The sequence below is a fragment of the Vibrio sp. genome, from assembly GCF_048266485.1.
GTDB lineage: Bacteria > Pseudomonadota > Gammaproteobacteria > Enterobacterales > Vibrionaceae > Vibrio.
Window position 1 is genome coordinate 240,585 of record NZ_JBLWZK010000001.1, and the last position, 17,210, is coordinate 257,794.

General features: G+C 39.7%; 13 protein-coding genes and 2 pseudogenes. 10 read left to right on the top strand and 5 right to left on the bottom strand.

The annotated features are described in order from the left end of the window. Positions 1 to 97: 97 nt before the first annotated feature. The 4 genes from yfaE to ubiG all read right to left on the bottom strand — a co-directional run bounded on the left by yfaE (position 98) and on the right by ubiG (position 5,096). Positions 98 to 376, bottom strand: coding sequence for a class I ribonucleotide reductase maintenance protein YfaE (gene yfaE, locus ACN0T8_RS01135; RefSeq protein ID WP_417878843.1), 279 nt, complete (start codon positions 374 to 376; stop codon positions 98 to 100). Next, positions 376 to 1,509 (bottom strand): class Ia ribonucleoside-diphosphate reductase subunit beta, encoded by a 1,134-nt coding sequence (gene nrdB / locus ACN0T8_RS01140; protein ID WP_417878844.1) that lies wholly within the window; start codon positions 1,507 to 1,509, stop codon positions 376 to 378. Before nrdB ends, yfaE begins: the two co-directional genes overlap by 1 nt. Positions 1,510 to 1,646: 137 nt before the next feature. Further along, entirely contained in the window at positions 1,647 to 3,932 is a 2,286-nt protein-coding gene (gene nrdA, locus ACN0T8_RS01145; protein ID WP_417878845.1) for a class 1a ribonucleoside-diphosphate reductase subunit alpha, read from the bottom strand. A gap of 453 nt (positions 3,933 to 4,385) precedes the next feature. After that, on the bottom strand, positions 4,386 to 5,096 hold the full coding sequence (ubiG, locus tag ACN0T8_RS01150; RefSeq protein WP_417878846.1) for a bifunctional 2-polyprenyl-6-hydroxyphenol methylase/3-demethylubiquinol 3-O-methyltransferase UbiG: 711 nt from the start codon (positions 5,094 to 5,096) through the stop codon (positions 4,386 to 4,388). Positions 5,097 to 5,382: 286 nt separating this feature from the next. Here ubiG and gyrA point away from each other — a divergent pair, with 286 nt between their 5' ends. From gyrA to ACN0T8_RS01190, 8 genes and pseudogenes are all read left to right on the top strand, one after another. Beyond that, positions 5,383 to 8,019: a DNA topoisomerase (ATP-hydrolyzing) subunit A gene (gene gyrA / locus ACN0T8_RS01155; RefSeq protein ID WP_417878847.1), complete on the top strand. Its 2,637-nt coding sequence runs from the start codon at positions 5,383 to 5,385 to the stop codon at positions 8,017 to 8,019. A gap of 213 nt (positions 8,020 to 8,232) precedes the next feature. Beyond that, positions 8,233 to 8,832: a GTP cyclohydrolase II gene (locus ACN0T8_RS01160; RefSeq protein ID WP_417878848.1), complete on the top strand. Its 600-nt coding sequence runs from the start codon at positions 8,233 to 8,235 to the stop codon at positions 8,830 to 8,832. Positions 8,833 to 9,130: 298 nt separating this feature from the next. After that, positions 9,131 to 10,387 carry an imelysin family protein gene (locus ACN0T8_RS01165; protein WP_417878849.1) on the top strand — a complete coding sequence of 419 codons (1,257 nt, stop codon included), beginning with the start codon at positions 9,131 to 9,133 and terminating at the stop codon, positions 10,385 to 10,387. A 51-nt stretch (positions 10,388 to 10,438) separates the two neighbouring features. Beyond that, positions 10,439 to 11,839: pseudogene (locus ACN0T8_RS01170) on the top strand (di-heme oxidoredictase family protein). Between the two features lie 15 nt (positions 11,840 to 11,854). Continuing rightward, positions 11,855 to 12,901 (top strand): imelysin family protein, encoded by a 1,047-nt coding sequence (locus tag ACN0T8_RS01175; protein ID WP_417878850.1) that lies wholly within the window; start codon positions 11,855 to 11,857, stop codon positions 12,899 to 12,901. A 6-nt stretch (positions 12,902 to 12,907) separates the two neighbouring features. Then, positions 12,908 to 14,020, top strand: coding sequence for a DUF1513 domain-containing protein (locus ACN0T8_RS01180; RefSeq protein ID WP_417878851.1), 1,113 nt, complete (start codon positions 12,908 to 12,910; stop codon positions 14,018 to 14,020). Between the two features lie 13 nt (positions 14,021 to 14,033). Then, positions 14,034 to 14,456 (top strand): hypothetical protein, encoded by a 423-nt coding sequence (locus ACN0T8_RS01185; RefSeq protein ID WP_417878852.1) that lies wholly within the window; start codon positions 14,034 to 14,036, stop codon positions 14,454 to 14,456. A 91-nt stretch (positions 14,457 to 14,547) separates the two neighbouring features. Continuing rightward, positions 14,548 to 15,201 (top strand): MBL fold metallo-hydrolase, encoded by a 654-nt coding sequence (locus tag ACN0T8_RS01190; protein ID WP_417878853.1) that lies wholly within the window; start codon positions 14,548 to 14,550, stop codon positions 15,199 to 15,201. A gap of 12 nt (positions 15,202 to 15,213) precedes the next feature. Here the strand turns inward: ACN0T8_RS01190 and ACN0T8_RS01195 are convergent, their stop codons facing one another. Continuing rightward, on the bottom strand, positions 15,214 to 15,885 hold the full coding sequence (locus ACN0T8_RS01195) for a DUF2982 domain-containing protein (protein WP_417878854.1): 672 nt from the start codon (positions 15,883 to 15,885) through the stop codon (positions 15,214 to 15,216). Positions 15,886 to 16,127: 242 nt separating this feature from the next. Between ACN0T8_RS01195 and ACN0T8_RS01200 the strand changes: the two genes are divergently transcribed. Continuing rightward, positions 16,128 to 16,535 (top strand): MarR family transcriptional regulator, encoded by a 408-nt coding sequence (locus tag ACN0T8_RS01200; RefSeq protein WP_417878855.1) that lies wholly within the window; start codon positions 16,128 to 16,130, stop codon positions 16,533 to 16,535. A gap of 202 nt (positions 16,536 to 16,737) precedes the next feature. Beyond that, positions 16,738 to 17,054 (top strand): annotated as a pseudogene (locus ACN0T8_RS01205) (response regulator transcription factor); the annotation flags it as partial. Positions 17,055 to 17,210: the final 156 nt, after the last annotated feature.

Sequence of the window (17,210 nt, forward strand, 5' to 3'; positions counted from 1 at the left end):
ACTCGCTTCAATTAGATAAAAACGGGCTTGCGAATTAATCACAAGCCCGTTTATTTATTAGTATTAATTGTTTATATGAGTAAAGTGAAGAATGAGGTTAGGCTCTTTTCTTTACTGATTGGTAGCGAACATTCTTGAGCACAACATCTGATTTTGCTTTACAGATGCAAGGCAGAATTTCTTTAGGATGGGTGAAAGCCAAAGCAAATCCAATGTATTCCACTTCACCAGATTCTAACTCACATTTACAAGCGCCACAGTGACCATCACGACATTGAAATTCAGGCTCAAGACCAGCTTTTTCCATCGCATCAAGCAGGGTTTGTTGTGGGTCGATATTCAAGTGAGTGATCCCATTGATTTGCAGTGATTTCATTACAGTTCGAAATCTCCGAAGTCATCAGAGCCAATTTCATTATCAATTTGACCTACTAAGTATGAACTGATTTCCGCTTCTTGTGGGGCGACTTGTACGTTATCGGATGATAGCCAAGCATTGATCCAAGGGATCGGGTTGCTGGTGGCTTCAGGGTAAGCAACATCAAGGCCAACCGCTTGCATACGGATGTTCGTGATGTACTCAACGTACTGACATAAAATATCTTTATTTAAGCCAATCATAGAACCATCCTTGAATAGGTATTCTGCCCATTCTTTTTCTTGCTCAGCGGCTTGTTTAAATAAATCAAAACACTCTTGCTTACATTCTTCAGCAATTTGCATAAAGCTAAAGTCATCTTGACCATTGCGTAAGATGTTTAACATGTGCTGAGTTCCGGTTAAGTGAAGCGCTTCATCACGAGCAATCAGTTTGATAATTTTTGCGTTGCCTTCCATTAACTCTCGTTCTGCAAAAGCAAATGAACATGCAAAGCTTACGTAGAAACGGATCGCTTCTAGTGCGTTTACCGACATTAAGCAAAGGTAAAGTTGCTTTTTCAGATCATGAAGTTTGATTTCAACGGTTTCGCCATTGAGAACATGAATACCTTCACCGTGGCGATGGTAGTCATTGGTTAAACGGATCAGTTCATCATAGTAATGGGCAATATCACGAGCACGTTTTACGATGTATTCATTTTCAACGATATCATCAAATACTGCGCTAGGATCGTTCACAATATTACGAATGATATGTGTATAAGAACGTGAGTGAATGGTTTCAGAGAATGACCATGTTTCAATCCACGTTTCTAATTCTGGTAGGGAAACAAGAGGCAGCAGAGCAACATTTGGGCTACGACCTTGAATAGAATCAAGCAGTGTTTGATATTTTAAGTTACTGATAAAAATGTGTTTTTCATGATCAGGCAACTTGTTGTAATCAATGCGGTCGCTTGATACGTCAACTTCTTCAGGACGCCAAAAGAACGATAATTGCTTTTCGATTAGTTTTTCGAAAATCTCAAATTTTTGTTGGTCATAACGTGCAACGTTAACTGATTGACCAAAGAACATCGGCTCTTTGAGTTGGTCATTTTTTTTCTGATTAAAAATTGTATAAGCCATGTTAACCTCTTAAATGAACGGTCTGTGACCATCCATGCGCTAGTGATATGTTGGAGAGTAGTCACTGAGCGATTTCTTGGGTAGTGATTATGAAAGCAGCCTGCAACAGAGCAGGCTACGTTATTTCAAGTGTTTAATTAGATCTTACAACCGCCGCCAGCGCAATCATCATCTTCAACAATTGTTGCTACATCATTTTGAGCGTCGCTCGCACCATCACGAGTGTTATGGTAGTAAAGTGTCTTAAGGCCATATTTATATGCAGTTAGCAGATCTTTCAACAATAACTTCATTGGTACTTTGCCATTAGCTTGTGCGCTAGGGTCGTAGTTAGTGTTGGCAGAGATAGATTGGTCTACGAACTTCTGCATAATGCCGACTAGGTGTAAGTAACCATCATTTGATGGGATACGCCATAGTAGTTCGTATTGATCTTTAAGTGTTTGGTATTCTGGCACGACTTGCTTCAAGATCCCATCTTTTGATGCTTTCACTGAAACGAATCCACGTGGTGGTTCAATACCATTGGTTGCGTTTGAAATCTGAGAAGAAGTTTCAGATGGCATTAACGCGGTTAAGGTAGAGTTACGTAAACCGTGAGTGGTAATTTCGCTGCGTAGCGCTTCCCAATCAAGGTGTAGTGGTTCATCACAAATGGCATCTAAATCTTTCTTATAAGAGTCGATTGGAAGAATGCCCTTTGCGTAAGTCGTTTCATTGAATGATGGACATGCACCTTTCTCTTTGGCTAATTCAACCGAGGCTTTCAGCAAGTAGTATTGGATTGCTTCAAAAGTGCGGTGTGTTAGGCCATTTGCACTACCATCTGAATATTTCACGCCATTTTTCGCAAGGTAGTAAGCGTAGTTAATGACACCAACACCTAGAGTACGACGGTTCATGGTTGCTTTACGAGCGGCCGGAAGAGGGTAGTCTTGGTAGTCAAGTAGGGCATCTAACGCACGTACAACAAGATCCGACAATTCAGCAAAGTCATCCAGTGATTTAATTTCACCTAGGTTAAATGCAGATAGAGTACATAGGGCAATTTCGCCTTCTTCATCATCAACATTACTTAGAGGTTTGGTCGGAAGCGCGATTTCTAAACATAAGTTAGATTGACGAACCGGCGCAACACTTGGGTTAAATGGGCTGTGAGTATTACAGTGATCGACATTTTGAATGTAGATACGGCCTGTTGAAGCACGCTCTTGCATTAATAGTGAGAATAATTCAACCGCTTTAATGGTTTCACGTTTGATCGATTGATCAGCTTCATACTTAACGTAAAGTTCTTCAAACTTAGCTTGGTCTTCAAAGAATGCATCATATAACCCAGGTACATCAGATGGAGAAAACAAACTGATGTTTGCACCTTTGACTAAGCGAGCGTACATCAGCTTGTTTAACTGTACACCGTAATCCATGTGACGCACACGGTTTTCTTCAACACCACGGTTATTTTTCAGTACTAAAAGAGACTGGACTTCACGGTGCCAAATAGGATAGAACACGGTTGCAGCACCACCACGAACGCCACCTTGAGAGCAACATTTAACCGCCGTTTGGAAGTATTTATAAAATGGAATACAACCTGTGTGGAAAGCTTCACCGTTGCGGATCTCAGAACCCTGTGCACGAATACGACCAGCATTAATACCGATACCTGCACGTTGAGATACGTAACGAACAATAGAGCTTGCTGTCGCATTGATTGAATCTAAGCTGTCACCGCATTCGATTAATACACATGAACTAAATTGACGAGTAGGGGTACGAACACCAGCCATAATTGGTGTGGGTAATGAAATCTTAAAGGTTGAAACCGCATCATAAAAACGCTTTATGTATTCTAAACGAGTTTCTTGTGGATATTTGGCAAATAAACAAGCCGCAACAAGGATATATAAAAACTGGGCGCTTTCGTAAATTTCCTTTGTTACACGGTTTTGAACAAAGTATTTACCTTCAAGTTGTTTTACCGCAGCATATGAAAAGTTCATGTCACGATTGTGATCAATGAAGCTATCTAATACTGAAAATTCTTCAGCAGTATAATCTTCTAATAAATGCTTATCGTATTTACCCATATCAACCAATTTTGAAACATGATCGAATAATTTTGGTGGCTCAAATTCACCATAGGCTTTTTTACGAAGGTGGAAAACCGCTAGACGCGCAGCTAGGTATTGATAGTCAGGGCTTTGCTCTGAAATAAGGTCGGCTGCCGATTTAATGATAGTTTCATGAATATCAGAAGTGGTGATGCCATCGTAAAACTGGATATGGGCTTTTAGCGCTACTTGCGAAACAGAAACATTGTTCAGGCCTTCTGCTGCCCATGTGATCACTCTGTGGATCTTTTCAAGATCGATCGACTCTTTCTGTCCAGTACGTTTTGTGACTGTCAATTGTTCGTTCATTCGAAATGCGTTCCCTAAACTAGATGAATTCTAAGCTGCAACATTGAATTATTATGGTATTGGCTAGCTTTTTATGCTGATCTCGCTCTACCTTACTTCGAAGGTTAAACACTATATGTTGGGTTGCCCCTATAGCTGAGTTACAAGATAGTGCGAAAAGACATGACTTTCAAGATTTGGATTTTTATCAAGTTGTGGATAACATTTGGATAGAAAAATTTCTGTAAGTAGGCACTAACCTATGCGCTAACGTATTCCTTGAATAGGGATTTTCCGAAGATCCAATATGATGATTTAATACCCAAGAGAAAAAATATTTCGCTTGATCTTTAAAAGAAAATGATTCCGAAATTAGCAGTGGAATTTGTGGATGATCAAGCACATTTAATAAAGAAATAAATGTAAGAAAACGCTGATTTATGGTCAGCGTTTTTTGTGATAAGGAGCGTGAAATTAAGCCTTATTCTGCGTGTGAATAATATAATTCACATCAACGTTTTTACCTAATGCATAGCTACCTGTAAGTGGGTTGTAATGTAGACCAGTGATGGATTGTTCTTGAAGCGATGTAGAGTCGACCATTTTTAATAACTCCGAAGGTCGGATGAACTTACTATGATCGTGAGTGCCTTTCGGTACTATCTTCATCACTTGTTCGGCACCTATAATGGCAAACAGATAAGATTTTAGATTACGATTTAATGTCGAAAAGAACACATGGCCGCCTGGTTTGACTAATCGTGCGCACGCTTGGATAACCGATAGAGGGTCGGGAACGTGTTCTAGCATTTCCATACAAGTGACTACATCGTATGTTTGCGAGCATTGATCTGCATGATCTTCGATCGTGCTTTGTATATAGTTAAGCGTCACGCCAGACTCTAGTGCATGTAACCTCGCCACTTCTAAAGGTTCTTTACCCATATCAAGACCGGTGACATCCGCGCCTTCTTTCGCCATGCTTTCTGCGAGGATTCCTCCGCCACAGCCGACATCAAGTACTTTTTTATCAAATAGCCCTTGTGCGCTATCAAGTACAAAGTTTAAGCGAAGTGGGTTGATTTGGTGCAATGGTTTAAATTCACCATTTAAATCCCACCAACGAGAAGCCATATCTTCAAATTTTTTGATTTCGGCAGGATCAACGTTTTGTTTAGTCGTCATATTGGTCATTCTTCAAGTCATCAAGATGTGATTAATATATCAGGAAAGAGAAGGGCAATGAAATCCTGACTGTGAAATTGAGAAAGTTAAAGTGATTGATAAAAAGCATAAATTTGAATCTAGCTCAATTTTTCTGCAGTTAAAGCGTGAAGTAACCACCAAGTGATTAAAACTGCCATGAAATAGATGCCGGATTTATGATTTCTGTGTTATATTTTTAGACCTTGTGCGTATCGCTATTTGTAATGAAGTACGCGATCAAAAAGAATAGAGGGATAATGGCTCTATGAGCGATTTAGCTAAACAAATTACGCCAGTAAATATTGAAGATGAACTGAAAGGTTCATATCTTGATTATGCGATGTCAGTCATCGTTGGTCGTGCACTTCCAGATGTTCGTGATGGTTTGAAGCCGGTTCACCGCCGTGTTTTATTTGCAATGAACGTTCTGGGTAACGATTGGAATAAGCCTTATAAAAAATCAGCCCGTGTAGTCGGTGACGTAATCGGTAAATATCACCCACATGGTGATAGCGCGGTTTACGATACGATCGTACGTATGGCTCAACCATTCTCACTTCGTTACATGCTTGTTGATGGCCAAGGTAACTTTGGTTCTATCGATGGTGACTCTGCGGCGGCGATGCGTTACACCGAAGTTCGCATGTCTAAAATGGCTCATGAGTTATTAGCCGACCTAGATAAAGAAACGGTAGATTACGTCGATAACTACGACGGCACAGAAAAAATCCCAGCCGTTTTACCAACGAAAATTCCAAACTTACTTGTGAACGGTTCTTCTGGTATCGCAGTAGGTATGGCAACTAACATCCCACCACATAACCTAGGTGAAGTGTTAGATGGTTGCTTGGCTTATATTGATAATGAAGATGTAACTATCGATGAATTGATGGAGCACATTCCTGGGCCAGATTTCCCAACAGCTGCTTTAATCAGTGGTCGTAAAGGCATTATCGACGCATATAAAACTGGTCGTGGTAAGGTTTACATGCGTTCTAAAGCGCATATTGATACCGATAAAAATGGCCGTGAAACGGTTGTTGTAACTGAAATTCCATACCAAGTTAACAAAGCTCGTGTGATTGAAAAAATTGCTGAGTTAGTAAAAGACAAAAAAGTGGAAGGCATCAGTGCATTGCGCGATGAGTCAGATAAAGACGGTATGCGTATTGTTATTGAATGTAAGCGTGATGCAGTAGGTGAAGTGGTTCTTAATAACCTATATGCACAAACTCAGCTACAAACGACTTTCGGTATTAACATGGTTGCGCTAGATAATGGCCAGCCGAAGTTATTCAACCTAAAAGAAATGTTGAAGTGCTTTGTTGATCACCGTCGCGAAGTAGTCACACGCCGTACTATTTTTGAACTACGTAAAGCTCGTGACCGTGCACATATCTTAGAAGCACTTGCATTGGCTCTCTCCAACATTGATGAAATCATTGAGTTGATTCGTAATGCACCAACACCAGCAGAAGCGAAAGCGGGCTTAGTGGCTCGTGGTTGGGATCTTGGTAATGTAGCTGCAATGCTTGAACGTGCTGGTACTGATGCCGCACGTCCTGATTGGTTAGAAGACAACTATGGCATCCGCGATGGTCAATACTTCCTAACTGAACAGCAAGCACAAGCAATTCTTGAATTACGTCTACACCGTCTAACTGGTTTAGAGCACGAAAAAATCCTAGATGAATACAAAGCACTTCTAGATGAAATTGCTGAATTAATTCATATTTTATCGAGCACAGAACGCTTGATGGAAGTGATTCGCGAAGAACTAGAAGCGGTTCGTGAAGGTTTCGGTGATGCTCGTCGTACCGAAATCACAGCAGCAAGCCATGATATTGATATGGAAGAGCTGATTGCTCAAGAAGATGTTGTTGTGACACTTTCTCACGAAGGTTACGTTAAGTACCAAGTATTAAGTGACTACGAAGCTCAACGCCGTGGTGGTAAAGGAAAGAGCGCGACTAAGATGAAAGATGAAGATTTCATTGAACGCCTACTAGTCGCTAATACTCACGATAATATTCTTTGTTTCTCAACTCGTGGTAAGACATACCGCTTGAAGACATACCAACTACCGTTTGCAAGTCGCAATGCTCGTGGTAAACCAATCGTTAATATCTTACCGTTAGAAGAAGACGAACGCATCACTGCTATCTTACGTGTTGACGAGTTTTCTGAAGATAAGTTCATCTTCATGGCAACTGGTGACGGTACGGTTAAGAAAACGTCTCTAGCAAGTTTTGCTAATGTTCGTTCAAATGGTTTGATTGCCGTTAACCTACGTGATGATGATGCTCTAATTGGAGTTGATATCACATCAGGTGAAGATGAAATCATGTTGTTCTCGAAAGAGGGTAAAGTGGTTCGCTTTAGTGAAGAACATGTTCGTGCAATGGGCCGCACCGCAGCAGGTGTTCGTGGTATTCGTCTTGCAGATAACGACCAAGTTGTGTCATTGATTGTACCGTCAAATGATGGTGGTGATGTTCTGACAGTAACGGAAAATGGTTATGGTAAACGTACCGTTATCACGGAATACCCAACTAAGGGGCGTGGTACTAAAGGTGTTGTCTCGATTAAAGTATCTGAGCGTAATGGACAAGTGGTTGGCGCAATCCAAGCGCTTGAAGCTGATGAGTTTATGATGATCACCAATGCAGGTACACTTGTTCGTACACGAGTATCGGAAGTAAGCCAAGTTGGCCGTAATACTCAAGGTGTTACTCTGATTCGTACTTCAGAAGATGAAAAAGTTGTAGGTCTACAACGTATCGAAGAAGTGGAAGAAGAAGAACTATTAGAAACTGTAGTGGAAGAGGTTGGTGATACTGACGACGTGCAATCTACATCTTCTGATGCTGCAGCTCAAGCTGATACCGACGACGAAGAGTAATTTCTTGTAGTTATACGAAAGATAGAAGCCGGAGGTGATACTTCCGGCTTTTTTATATTTAAACTCAGTCGGTTTTACTTGATTAGTTAATCTAATGTAATAGTATAACAATATTGATTGGTCAATGTGATATAACCCTCGTTTTTATCTGTGTTTAGAGTCGGTTTAAGATAAAATATCGAGGGAATATTATAAGAATAAGTGAGAAAGAATATGGCGGAAGTTCGTGCCAGAGTGGATTTAAAAGTAGGTAAAAAAAGCGAAATTGATGCTGAAATATTGTCCTTTACAGGCTTAAAAACGGATAAAGAACATATCGCAATTATTTTTAAATCAGCAGATAAAACCCCCCAAGCGCCTTTAGTTCGTATGCATTCAGAATGTTTAACGGGTGATGTTTTTCATTCATCGCGTTGTGATTGTGGTGAGCAACTAGATGAAACTGTTGAGAAAATGGGACAGAATGGCGGGATTTTATTGTATCTACGTCAAGAAGGGCGTGGGATTGGCCTATATAATAAAATTGATGCTTATCGCTTACAAAGTCAAGGCATGAATACTTACGAAGCGAATAATCATTTAGGCTTTGGCGATGATTTACGTGATTTTTCTGAAGCGGCACAAATGCTGAAAGCGCTAGGCATTTTGAAAATAAAGTTGATCACTAATAATCCGAAAAAAATGAAAGAGCTTCAAGAGTTTGGGATTGAGCTTGAAGAAGTGATTCCAACTCATGTGCATATCAAACATGACAATGAAAACTATCTTAAAGCTAAAGCTTCACACGGCAAACATCGACTTAAATTTGATTGATTAATCCTTAAGAACTGTGGGTCCTTGGTTATAATTTTCGCTGCGAGTTGCTTACAAAGTATAGGCTTAGTCGTGTAGCTAGCCTGCACGACTAAGCCGAGAACATAGTAAAAATGACCAAAAAACTTTTATATTGAATAAAATTTAACCATCAAAGAACAACAGCCCCTCTGGCCTCTCATTGTAGAGGCCTTTTTTATGCTTAACAGTTGTAAAAAACTTGTAAGTAAGTATTATTCTCAAACCCAACTGCAAGTGATAATGATTTTCACTCGTGTGATTTATACAAGGATGAGACATGCTTAATATTCGAACTTCTTCACTGATCATTTCAAGCCTTCTAGTGACAGGCAATACCGCTTTTGCTGCATCCGTACCGAAAGATGTGGTTTCGAACTACGCCAATATTGCTTATGCTGTCTTTGATGATGCATATATTACAGCTCAGCAATTACAAACAGCTATTGATGCTTTAATTGAAAAACCTTCAGCTGACACTTTAGAACAAGCACGCAAAGCTTGGTTGGCTTCGCGTGTTCCTTATCAACAATCAGAAACTTTTCGTTTTGGTAATGCCATCGTAGATGATTGGGAAGGGCAGTTAAACGCATGGCCACTTGATGAAGGCTTAATTGATTATGTTGCAGATGGTTACCATCACGAATTAGGCAATGAAGGTGCTCAAGCCAATATTATTGCAAACAAAACCATTCAAGTGGGCGCAGACAAAATTGACGCCTCTACAATCACACCAGAATTATTGGCAAGTTTAAATGAACTCGCTGGTTCTGAAGCGAACGTTGCGACGGGTTATCACGCCATTGAATTTTTATTATGGGGACAAGATCTACACGGTACGGAAGCCGGTGCTGGTGAACGTTCTTATACCGATTATATCCAAGGCGAAGGCTGTACTAATGGTCACTGTGAGCGCCGTGCTCAATATTTATCTGCAGCTTCACAGCTTCTCGTTCAAGATCTGGATTGGATGAAAGGTCAATGGGCGGCAGAAGGTAAAGATAATTACCGTAGCGCTTTATTACAACAACCTGCTGAAGAAGGTTTGCGTAAAATGCTATTTGGAATGGGTTCGTTATCATTGGGTGAGCTTGCTGGTGAACGTATGAAAGTGGCATTAGAAGCCAACTCTACAGAAGATGAGCATGACTGTTTCTCAGATAATACACATAACTCGCATTTCTATAATGAACAAGGGATTTATAACGTATTTAACGGCTCTTATACACGAGTTGATGGGAGTGAAGTGAAGGGTGCCAGCATTAAAGATCTCGTTGCTGATAAAGATAAAGCTGCGGCAGATACAATAGCAAAACAGTTTGAAGAGACGCGCGCCAGTGTTCATAAATTGGTTGAGTCTGCTGAAAATAATAATCAACATTTTGATCAGCTAATTGCGGCGAATAATAAATCTGGAAATGAATTAGTCAATAACGCGATTAACTCATTAGTAAAACAAACAGAAGCGATTGAAAAAGCAGCTGGTTTAGTTGGAGTGACCAGCTTGACTCCAGATAATGCGGATCACGAGTTTTAATCAATAGAAAATGGACAAGGGCTCTAAAAATGAGCCCTTACAGGATGTACCATGAAACCTTCTTTTATCCTCACATTTACATGTTTACTCTTTCCATTTACTACCTCTGCTTATGGTGTTAAATCTGGTGGTGATACCAGTACAAATAAGCAAGGTAACAATGCCTATTCCATGCCTGCTAATAATTTACCTATCTCAAAGCGTTTAGATTTTAGTGTCGGTAATAGTTTTTTTCGTAACCCTTGGGTACAAGCACCGGCAACGACGGATGCACGTGATGGTTTAGGGCCGTTATTTAATACCAATGGTTGCCAGAATTGCCATATCAAAGACGGGAGAGGCCATCCGCCAGAAGAAGGCGAAGATCAAGTGGTCTCTATGCTAGTAAGAATGAGCATTCCAGCATTAACCGCAAATCAAAAACAACAAGTGATCATATCGGGAGTCATTCCTGAACCGACTTATGGCGATCAACTTGAAGATTTTGCCATTCCTAACGCTAAGCCTGAAGGCAAAGTGAAAATTGAATATGGAACATTTAAATTAAGCTTTAAAGATGGTGAAGAAATTGAACTAAGAAAACCTCACTTAACTTTGCATGATTTAAATTATGGTGAATTACACCCAGAGACTATGTTATCGGCACGCGTTGCCCCTCCAATGATTGGTTTAGGATTATTGGAATCGATTCCAGTTGAAACACTGGAACATATTGCGGAGCAACAGTTAAAAGGTGGCCAAGGGGTTTCAGGTAAATTAAACCAAGTCTGGAATGTACAAACATAATCCACAGAGGTGGGGCGATTTGGTTGGAAGGCAGGACAGCCAACTTTGAACCAACAAAATGCAGCCGCCTTTAATGGTGATCTCGGTTTAACCAGCACATTGTTTCCCAATGAAAACTGCTCACCAAAACAAACCATTTGTTCTGAGTTACCAAATGGGAATAGTGCAGATAGTGAAAATGCAGAAGTGAGTAATAAGATCATGAAATTTGTCGAATTTTATTCACAACACCTTGCTGTACCAATTCGTCGTAATACCAATGACCCTGCTGTTCAACGTGGACAAGTCTTATTTGCTGAGCTTGATTGTGCCTCTTGCCACATTCCAGAATTAAAAACAGCTAAGCGTGATGAGCTTCCTTCTTTGTCAGAACAAACTATTCATCCCTATAGTGACTTACTCTTACATGATATGGGTGAAGGGTTGGCAGATAATCGCCCTGAGTTTCTTGCGAATGGCCAAGAATGGCGAACCCCACCACTTTGGGGAATTGGTTATACAGAAGAGGTCAGTGGTCACCAATACTTTTTGCATGATGGGCGCGCCCGAAACTTGATGGAAGCGATTGTGTGGCATGGTGGAGAAGCTGAATTGAGCAAACAAAAAGTGATGCAATTAAACAAATCAGATCGAGATGCATTAATTGCATTTTTAAACTCTCTTTAAGATAACGGACTAAATATGAATAAGATCATTTTAGCTGTGACTAGTTGTGTATTGGTCGGAAGCGTTACCTATTATGGAATGTCCTTTGATAAAGACCAGAGTAGCGATATATCAAAAAGCACTTCTCAAATCTCTGTTCTACGGTATGAACAACAGAAGACTCAAGCGTTTTTAAATCACACAAACACACTGAATCAAGTATTGAATCAATATTGTCAGGCGGATTCAGTTGAAAAGCTTGCGACGGTACAAGTGAGCTGGTTGGAGACCATGCATAGTTGGATGCCATTACAAGGACAAGGTAAAGGGCCAAAGAAAGCGCTCGATCTCAGTTGGACGATTCAATTTTGGCCAGATAAAAAAGATATCACTGGTAGAAAAATGAATCAGATTTTACAAAATCCAGATTTATGGCGAGTTGAATCGATAAAAGAGCAAAGCGTGACAGTGCAGGGCTTAGGGGCAATGGAGTGGTTATTATTTGATGAACATTCCGAGTTTTCTCGTCAAGATAAATCCTATTGCCAACTTGCTTTATCAATTAGCGATAACTTGACCAATCATGCAGAAGAGATCAATGCCGCATGGCAAGACAATCCGTGGAAAGCTTTACCTGAGTCTCAGTGGCCAGCTGAATATCTGGGGCTTATTATGAATCAACTCGATTTCTTATTACAAAAAATACAGCGACCTTTAGCAAAAATTGGACATCCAAGGGCTTACTTTTCAGAGAGTTGGCGTTCTAAACAATCATTAGCATTAATGAAATCGAATATAGATGCTTTATATAAACTGTATTTAGCCGAAGGTGCTGGATTTGATCGTTTATTGAGAGAAAAAGGCTTAAGCGATTTAGCCGACCGCCTCGAGTCGCAATTTAAGCAAACCCTAGAGACTTGGCCGGCTCAAGCAAGCTTATTTGATATGTTGCAAACCAAAGATGGTTACCGAGAAGCATTAACGCAACAAAATAAACTACAGCGACTTAAATATTTATTTCATGATGAAGCTGCCGTTGAATTAGGGATTGTGGTTGGGTTTAACTCCACAGATGGAGATTAAGGGCCTATGAGTAATCATTCTCCAATTGATCTCAAACGAAGACAGTTATTGATATTAGCAGCACTTACAGGAGTAGGCTCTGCTGCAGGTTTCAGCTTAAAAGTTTTTTCTGAAGCCAGTTATTCACAACCAGTACTCATTGGAAATGCATTAGGGAATAATAAACAGTACTACACGGTAGTCGCTGATTGGCAAGGCAACGCCATTTTTAAATTATCGCTGCCTGACCGAGCACATGGTGTAGCAATTAGTCAGGAAAGTACGATGGGCTTTACTGATGCCGTAGCTTTTGCTCGTCGCCCAGGGCATTTTTTCCAAGTGTTTGACTATTTGACGGGTGAAAAGAAAACTTTGATTCATGCGTCTCAAGACCGTCACTTTTACGGTCATGGTGTATTTAGCCAAGATGGACGTTGGTTGCTCGCAACGGAAGGTGTTCGTGATACAAGCCAAGGACTGATTGGTGTTTATGATGTGGCGGCAGAATATCAAAAAGTGGATGAATGGCATGGTATCGGCATTGGACCGCATGAAATTATTCGATTAGATGATGGAAGTTATGCTGTTGGCGTTGGTGGTGTACATACCCAAGGCAGAGAACCACTCAATTTAGAGACAATGCAGCCAAGTTTGACACGAATGAATCGCAACGGAGTCATAACCAGTCAAGTAGGACTTAGCGATAAAAAGCTGAGTATTCGTCATTTGGGGTATAACCATGATGGTGTTGTTCTATGCGGTCAGCAGTACCGAGGTGAACCTGATGATTACCCCGCACTCATCGCCATGCAAGAAGTCGGGGGAGAATTAACCAACTTAAATGCTGAACCGGAAGAATGGGCAAGATTTAATCATTATATTGCTAGCATTGCCGTGGTTGATGATTATGTTCTAGCAACGTCTCCGCCGGGCAATTGTTACGGTATATGGTCTATATCACAAAATCAATTGTTAGAGCTAAACAGTTTAACTGGCGCGTCTGGTGCGATTTCACACAATGGTTATTTTTATATTAGTTCCGGTTCGGGAGAAACGATTAAACGATTACGATTAGAAAAAACGCGTGCTAACCAATCCCATATTTTATGGGATAACCATTGGACAGCTATACCCAAATAATCAAGGAAAATATATGAACGTAAAATTTAGATGTTACTGGCTTTTATTGTCGATGTTGTTTTCGGTCAAAGCTTTAGCGGATACTAGTCAGGAAGTTTATCAAGTTTTACAAGATAATCTTACCGCTACTAAAAATGAAAAAATAGCAGATTATATGAATACTATGCATTCTCAGTCTCTATCCTATCCACAAACTCAGCAAGTGCTATTACCGATCTTCGATAATTATGAATTAGACTATCAACTACAAGATTTTCAATTTGTAGGTGAAGATAATGAATATGCTTATGCAAAATTATGGTTAGAAACAACCAAAGTTTCAGGGGCAGTGTTCGCGAATAACCGAATGCAAATTTTAGTCGTTTTCAAGAAAGAAAATGGCCAATGGAAGATATGGTCGCAAGCCAATATGGTGATTCAGTATCTACCTCAATAGTAGAATAGAAAGGGTGGGGGTTTGCTAAGATTGCTAATTTTATACTTAACTGGCATAGTTTCGAAAATTTGAATCGTTAGAGAAATCCCCAATGAGCCTTCAATATCAATCAGTCCCTGTCACTCCTTTTCAACAAAACTGTTCAATAGTATGGTGCGATCAAACCATGAAAGGAGTGATCGTTGATCCCGGTGGTGAAGTCAATCATCTAGTGACGATTATTAATACCCTTGGTGTGACGTTAGAAAAAATCGTACTGACACATGGGCATTTAGATCATGTTGGCGGAACGCCAGAATTGAAAGCGAAAATGAGTGTCCCTGTTATCGGGCCGCATATTGATGATGCATTTTGGCTACAAGGTCTTATGAATCAAAGCCAAATGTTTGGTTTCCCACCTATCGACCCGTTTGAGCCAACACAATGGCTACAAGAAGGTGACGTAATTCAGTTTGGCGAAGAGTCATTAGACGTGATTCATACACCGGGACACACTCCAGGACATGTTATTTTGTTTAGTAAGTCTGCCAACATTGCCTTTGTTGGAGATGTTCTATTCAATGGCGCGATTGGTCGTACTGATTTTCCTAAAGGGGATTATACGACCTTGATTAACAGCATTAAAACCAAATTATGGCCACTAGGTAATGATGTGCGTTTTATTCCGGGTCATGGTCCTGAATCAACATTTGGTCAAGAAAGAAAATCCAATCCATTTGTTGCTGACGAAATGCCACTTTATTAGGAAAAGTGCATATTAAAGACTAGCGTCACTATGGCTTGCCGCAAGATAGCGGCGAGCCAAGCCTACAAACTCTTCTTTTGATGTAATAACATCACTTTCACTAATAAATAAATCATAACCCCACAACTGTTTTTGAATCTTCATTCTATTGGCAAGCATGGCTTTTAGGCCTTTCACGTTACTCCCATCTGAATATAGAAAAGGCTTGTCATTAATGATGTGATCTTCCAGTTCATGTTGTTGGCCATGCTGTTTGAGACCTAGGAAAAGTAAGCTACGTTGATGCAGCAGTATTTGCGTAATGACTTTAGGGCTAATCGTATTGATGAAAGTTTGATAATCTTTGATCTCAATACCTATCCAAGGCATCGATGTCGTCCAACCTTGAATACTATAATCTAGTGTGTCGATTCTTTTTATATTATGCCAACGTAATACCCAACCACCCTTATATAAGTGCTGCTGAAAATGCGTTTCGGTAAGGGTAAATCCTAATTTTTGACCATAGACATAATGCTTAATGGCTAAGCCGATAATTAAACAAGTAAGAAAAAATAGACCGGCAACTTTACTATTTAGTTGACTATCAATGGCAAATGAAACTATAAGAAGGCAAGCCCATAAAAAATATTGGCTCCAAATAGGTAAACGAGGTTGTGGGTAGAATAGGTGTTTGGTTGGCATACCACTCCTGTCAAAGAATCGAGAAATATAAAGGCTTATAAAAAGCAAATTCAAAATAATGCATTTAAGCTTGTTCGATTGTGTTCAAAATAGCAAAAATAACAGATCTTCACTTCAATTAGACTAATTTCGATTAAATTAGGCTGTTTTTTAGGCAATGGCTGTAAATTTGATTTATATTTTGTTATAACACCGTCCAACATTTTTACCACACTAAAATTAGTGACTTGTGGAGAACTTCAATGAGACTTGCACATAAGCGCAACGTACAACTTAAACTTAAAAAGAAAATCAAAGCAACAAAAGCGGCTGCTGAAAAAACAGTAAAAGCAGTTAAGCCAGAAGCAGAGAAAGCGGTTGCTAAAACTAAATCAGCAGCAGCGAAAGTTGAAAAAGTTGCCAGTGCTGCGGTTGAAGCGGCAGTAGAAGCATCTCAAGATGTAAAACTGACTCCTAAACAGCAACAAGTATTAGACATCGTATCAGCTAATGCTGACGGTATCAGCCCTAAAGCAATTGGTCTAGAGGCTGGTCAAGAAGATGCAAAAGCAGCAGCTTGGGCAACGGGCGGTTTGAAAAAGCTAGTTGAAGAAAACCTAGTAGTGAAAGAGCAAGTTGCTGGTAATAAAGTCATTTATAAACTAGCTTAAGGTTATACCCTTCGAACTTGAAGCTACGGCTTTGTTTAGGGCGTTCATTCGGCCCAACCTCTTAGGTAAATTAAGATCATGGGATCTCATGCACTTGTAATCTCACTGAATTGCCTTAGTCGTAAAACAAAGTCATCAAGAATAGTCTTTCTACTTTCTGAGTAGGAAGGCTTTTTTTGTGCCCTCATATACTCAATTAAGTCAAGATATTTTCTCCGATAAGCTCATTCAAGCGATTAAACTGTTTTTCAAGGTTCGACCTATTTTTGTGAATCGGTTACACAGACGTTATTTACTCAAAAAGCATCAATCATAAAACATAAGTTGAAACCATTAAGTCGACGTGAAGAAACAATTTTAACATTGGTTGATCAAGGATAAAGTAGCAATAAAATTGCTAAAGTATTGAATATTAGTGATCGAACCGTTGAAACACATAGACAAAACATTAAGCACAAACTAAATTTAAATTTGATAGAAGAACGGACTAAATACGCTGTTGAACATGGCTTGTTATAATTGCGTTAGTGTGTTGTTTAATTGGCAAAACAAAAGTGAGTTATCATTGTAATGTTAATATATCTGGTGAAACTGTTAAAAAATTGCCTTTTAAGTACAATAAATAACCAATTAAGTTGGTTTTTATCGGGTTTTAGTGAATATTTTTTCGATCAA

Excerpts from the sequence above, each read along its gene's own strand:
- nrdA (WP_417878845.1), bottom strand. The coding sequence starts at position 3,932 with ATGAACGAACAATTGACAGTCACAAAACGTACTGGACAGAAAGAGTCG.
- yfaE (WP_417878843.1), bottom strand. The coding sequence starts at position 376 with ATGAAATCACTGCAAATCAATGGGATCACTCACTTGAATATCGACCCA.
- ubiG (WP_417878846.1), bottom strand. The coding sequence starts at position 5,096 with ATGACGACTAAACAAAACGTTGATCCTGCCGAAATCAAAAAATTTGAA.
- nrdB (WP_417878844.1), bottom strand. The coding sequence starts at position 1,509 with ATGGCTTATACAATTTTTAATCAGAAAAAAAATGACCAACTCAAAGAG.
- ACN0T8_RS01165 (WP_417878849.1), top strand. The coding sequence starts at position 9,131 with ATGCTTAATATTCGAACTTCTTCACTGATCATTTCAAGCCTTCTAGTG.
- ACN0T8_RS01175 (WP_417878850.1), top strand. The coding sequence starts at position 11,855 with ATGAATAAGATCATTTTAGCTGTGACTAGTTGTGTATTGGTCGGAAGC.
- gyrA (WP_417878847.1), top strand. The coding sequence starts at position 5,383 with ATGAGCGATTTAGCTAAACAAATTACGCCAGTAAATATTGAAGATGAA.
- ACN0T8_RS01190 (WP_417878853.1), top strand. The coding sequence starts at position 14,548 with ATGAGCCTTCAATATCAATCAGTCCCTGTCACTCCTTTTCAACAAAAC.
- ACN0T8_RS01195 (WP_417878854.1), bottom strand. The coding sequence starts at position 15,885 with ATGCCAACCAAACACCTATTCTACCCACAACCTCGTTTACCTATTTGG.
- ACN0T8_RS01180 (WP_417878851.1), top strand. The coding sequence starts at position 12,908 with ATGAGTAATCATTCTCCAATTGATCTCAAACGAAGACAGTTATTGATA.
- ACN0T8_RS01160 (WP_417878848.1), top strand. The coding sequence starts at position 8,233 with ATGGCGGAAGTTCGTGCCAGAGTGGATTTAAAAGTAGGTAAAAAAAGC.
- ACN0T8_RS01200 (WP_417878855.1), top strand. The coding sequence starts at position 16,128 with ATGAGACTTGCACATAAGCGCAACGTACAACTTAAACTTAAAAAGAAA.
- ACN0T8_RS01185 (WP_417878852.1), top strand. The coding sequence starts at position 14,034 with ATGAACGTAAAATTTAGATGTTACTGGCTTTTATTGTCGATGTTGTTT.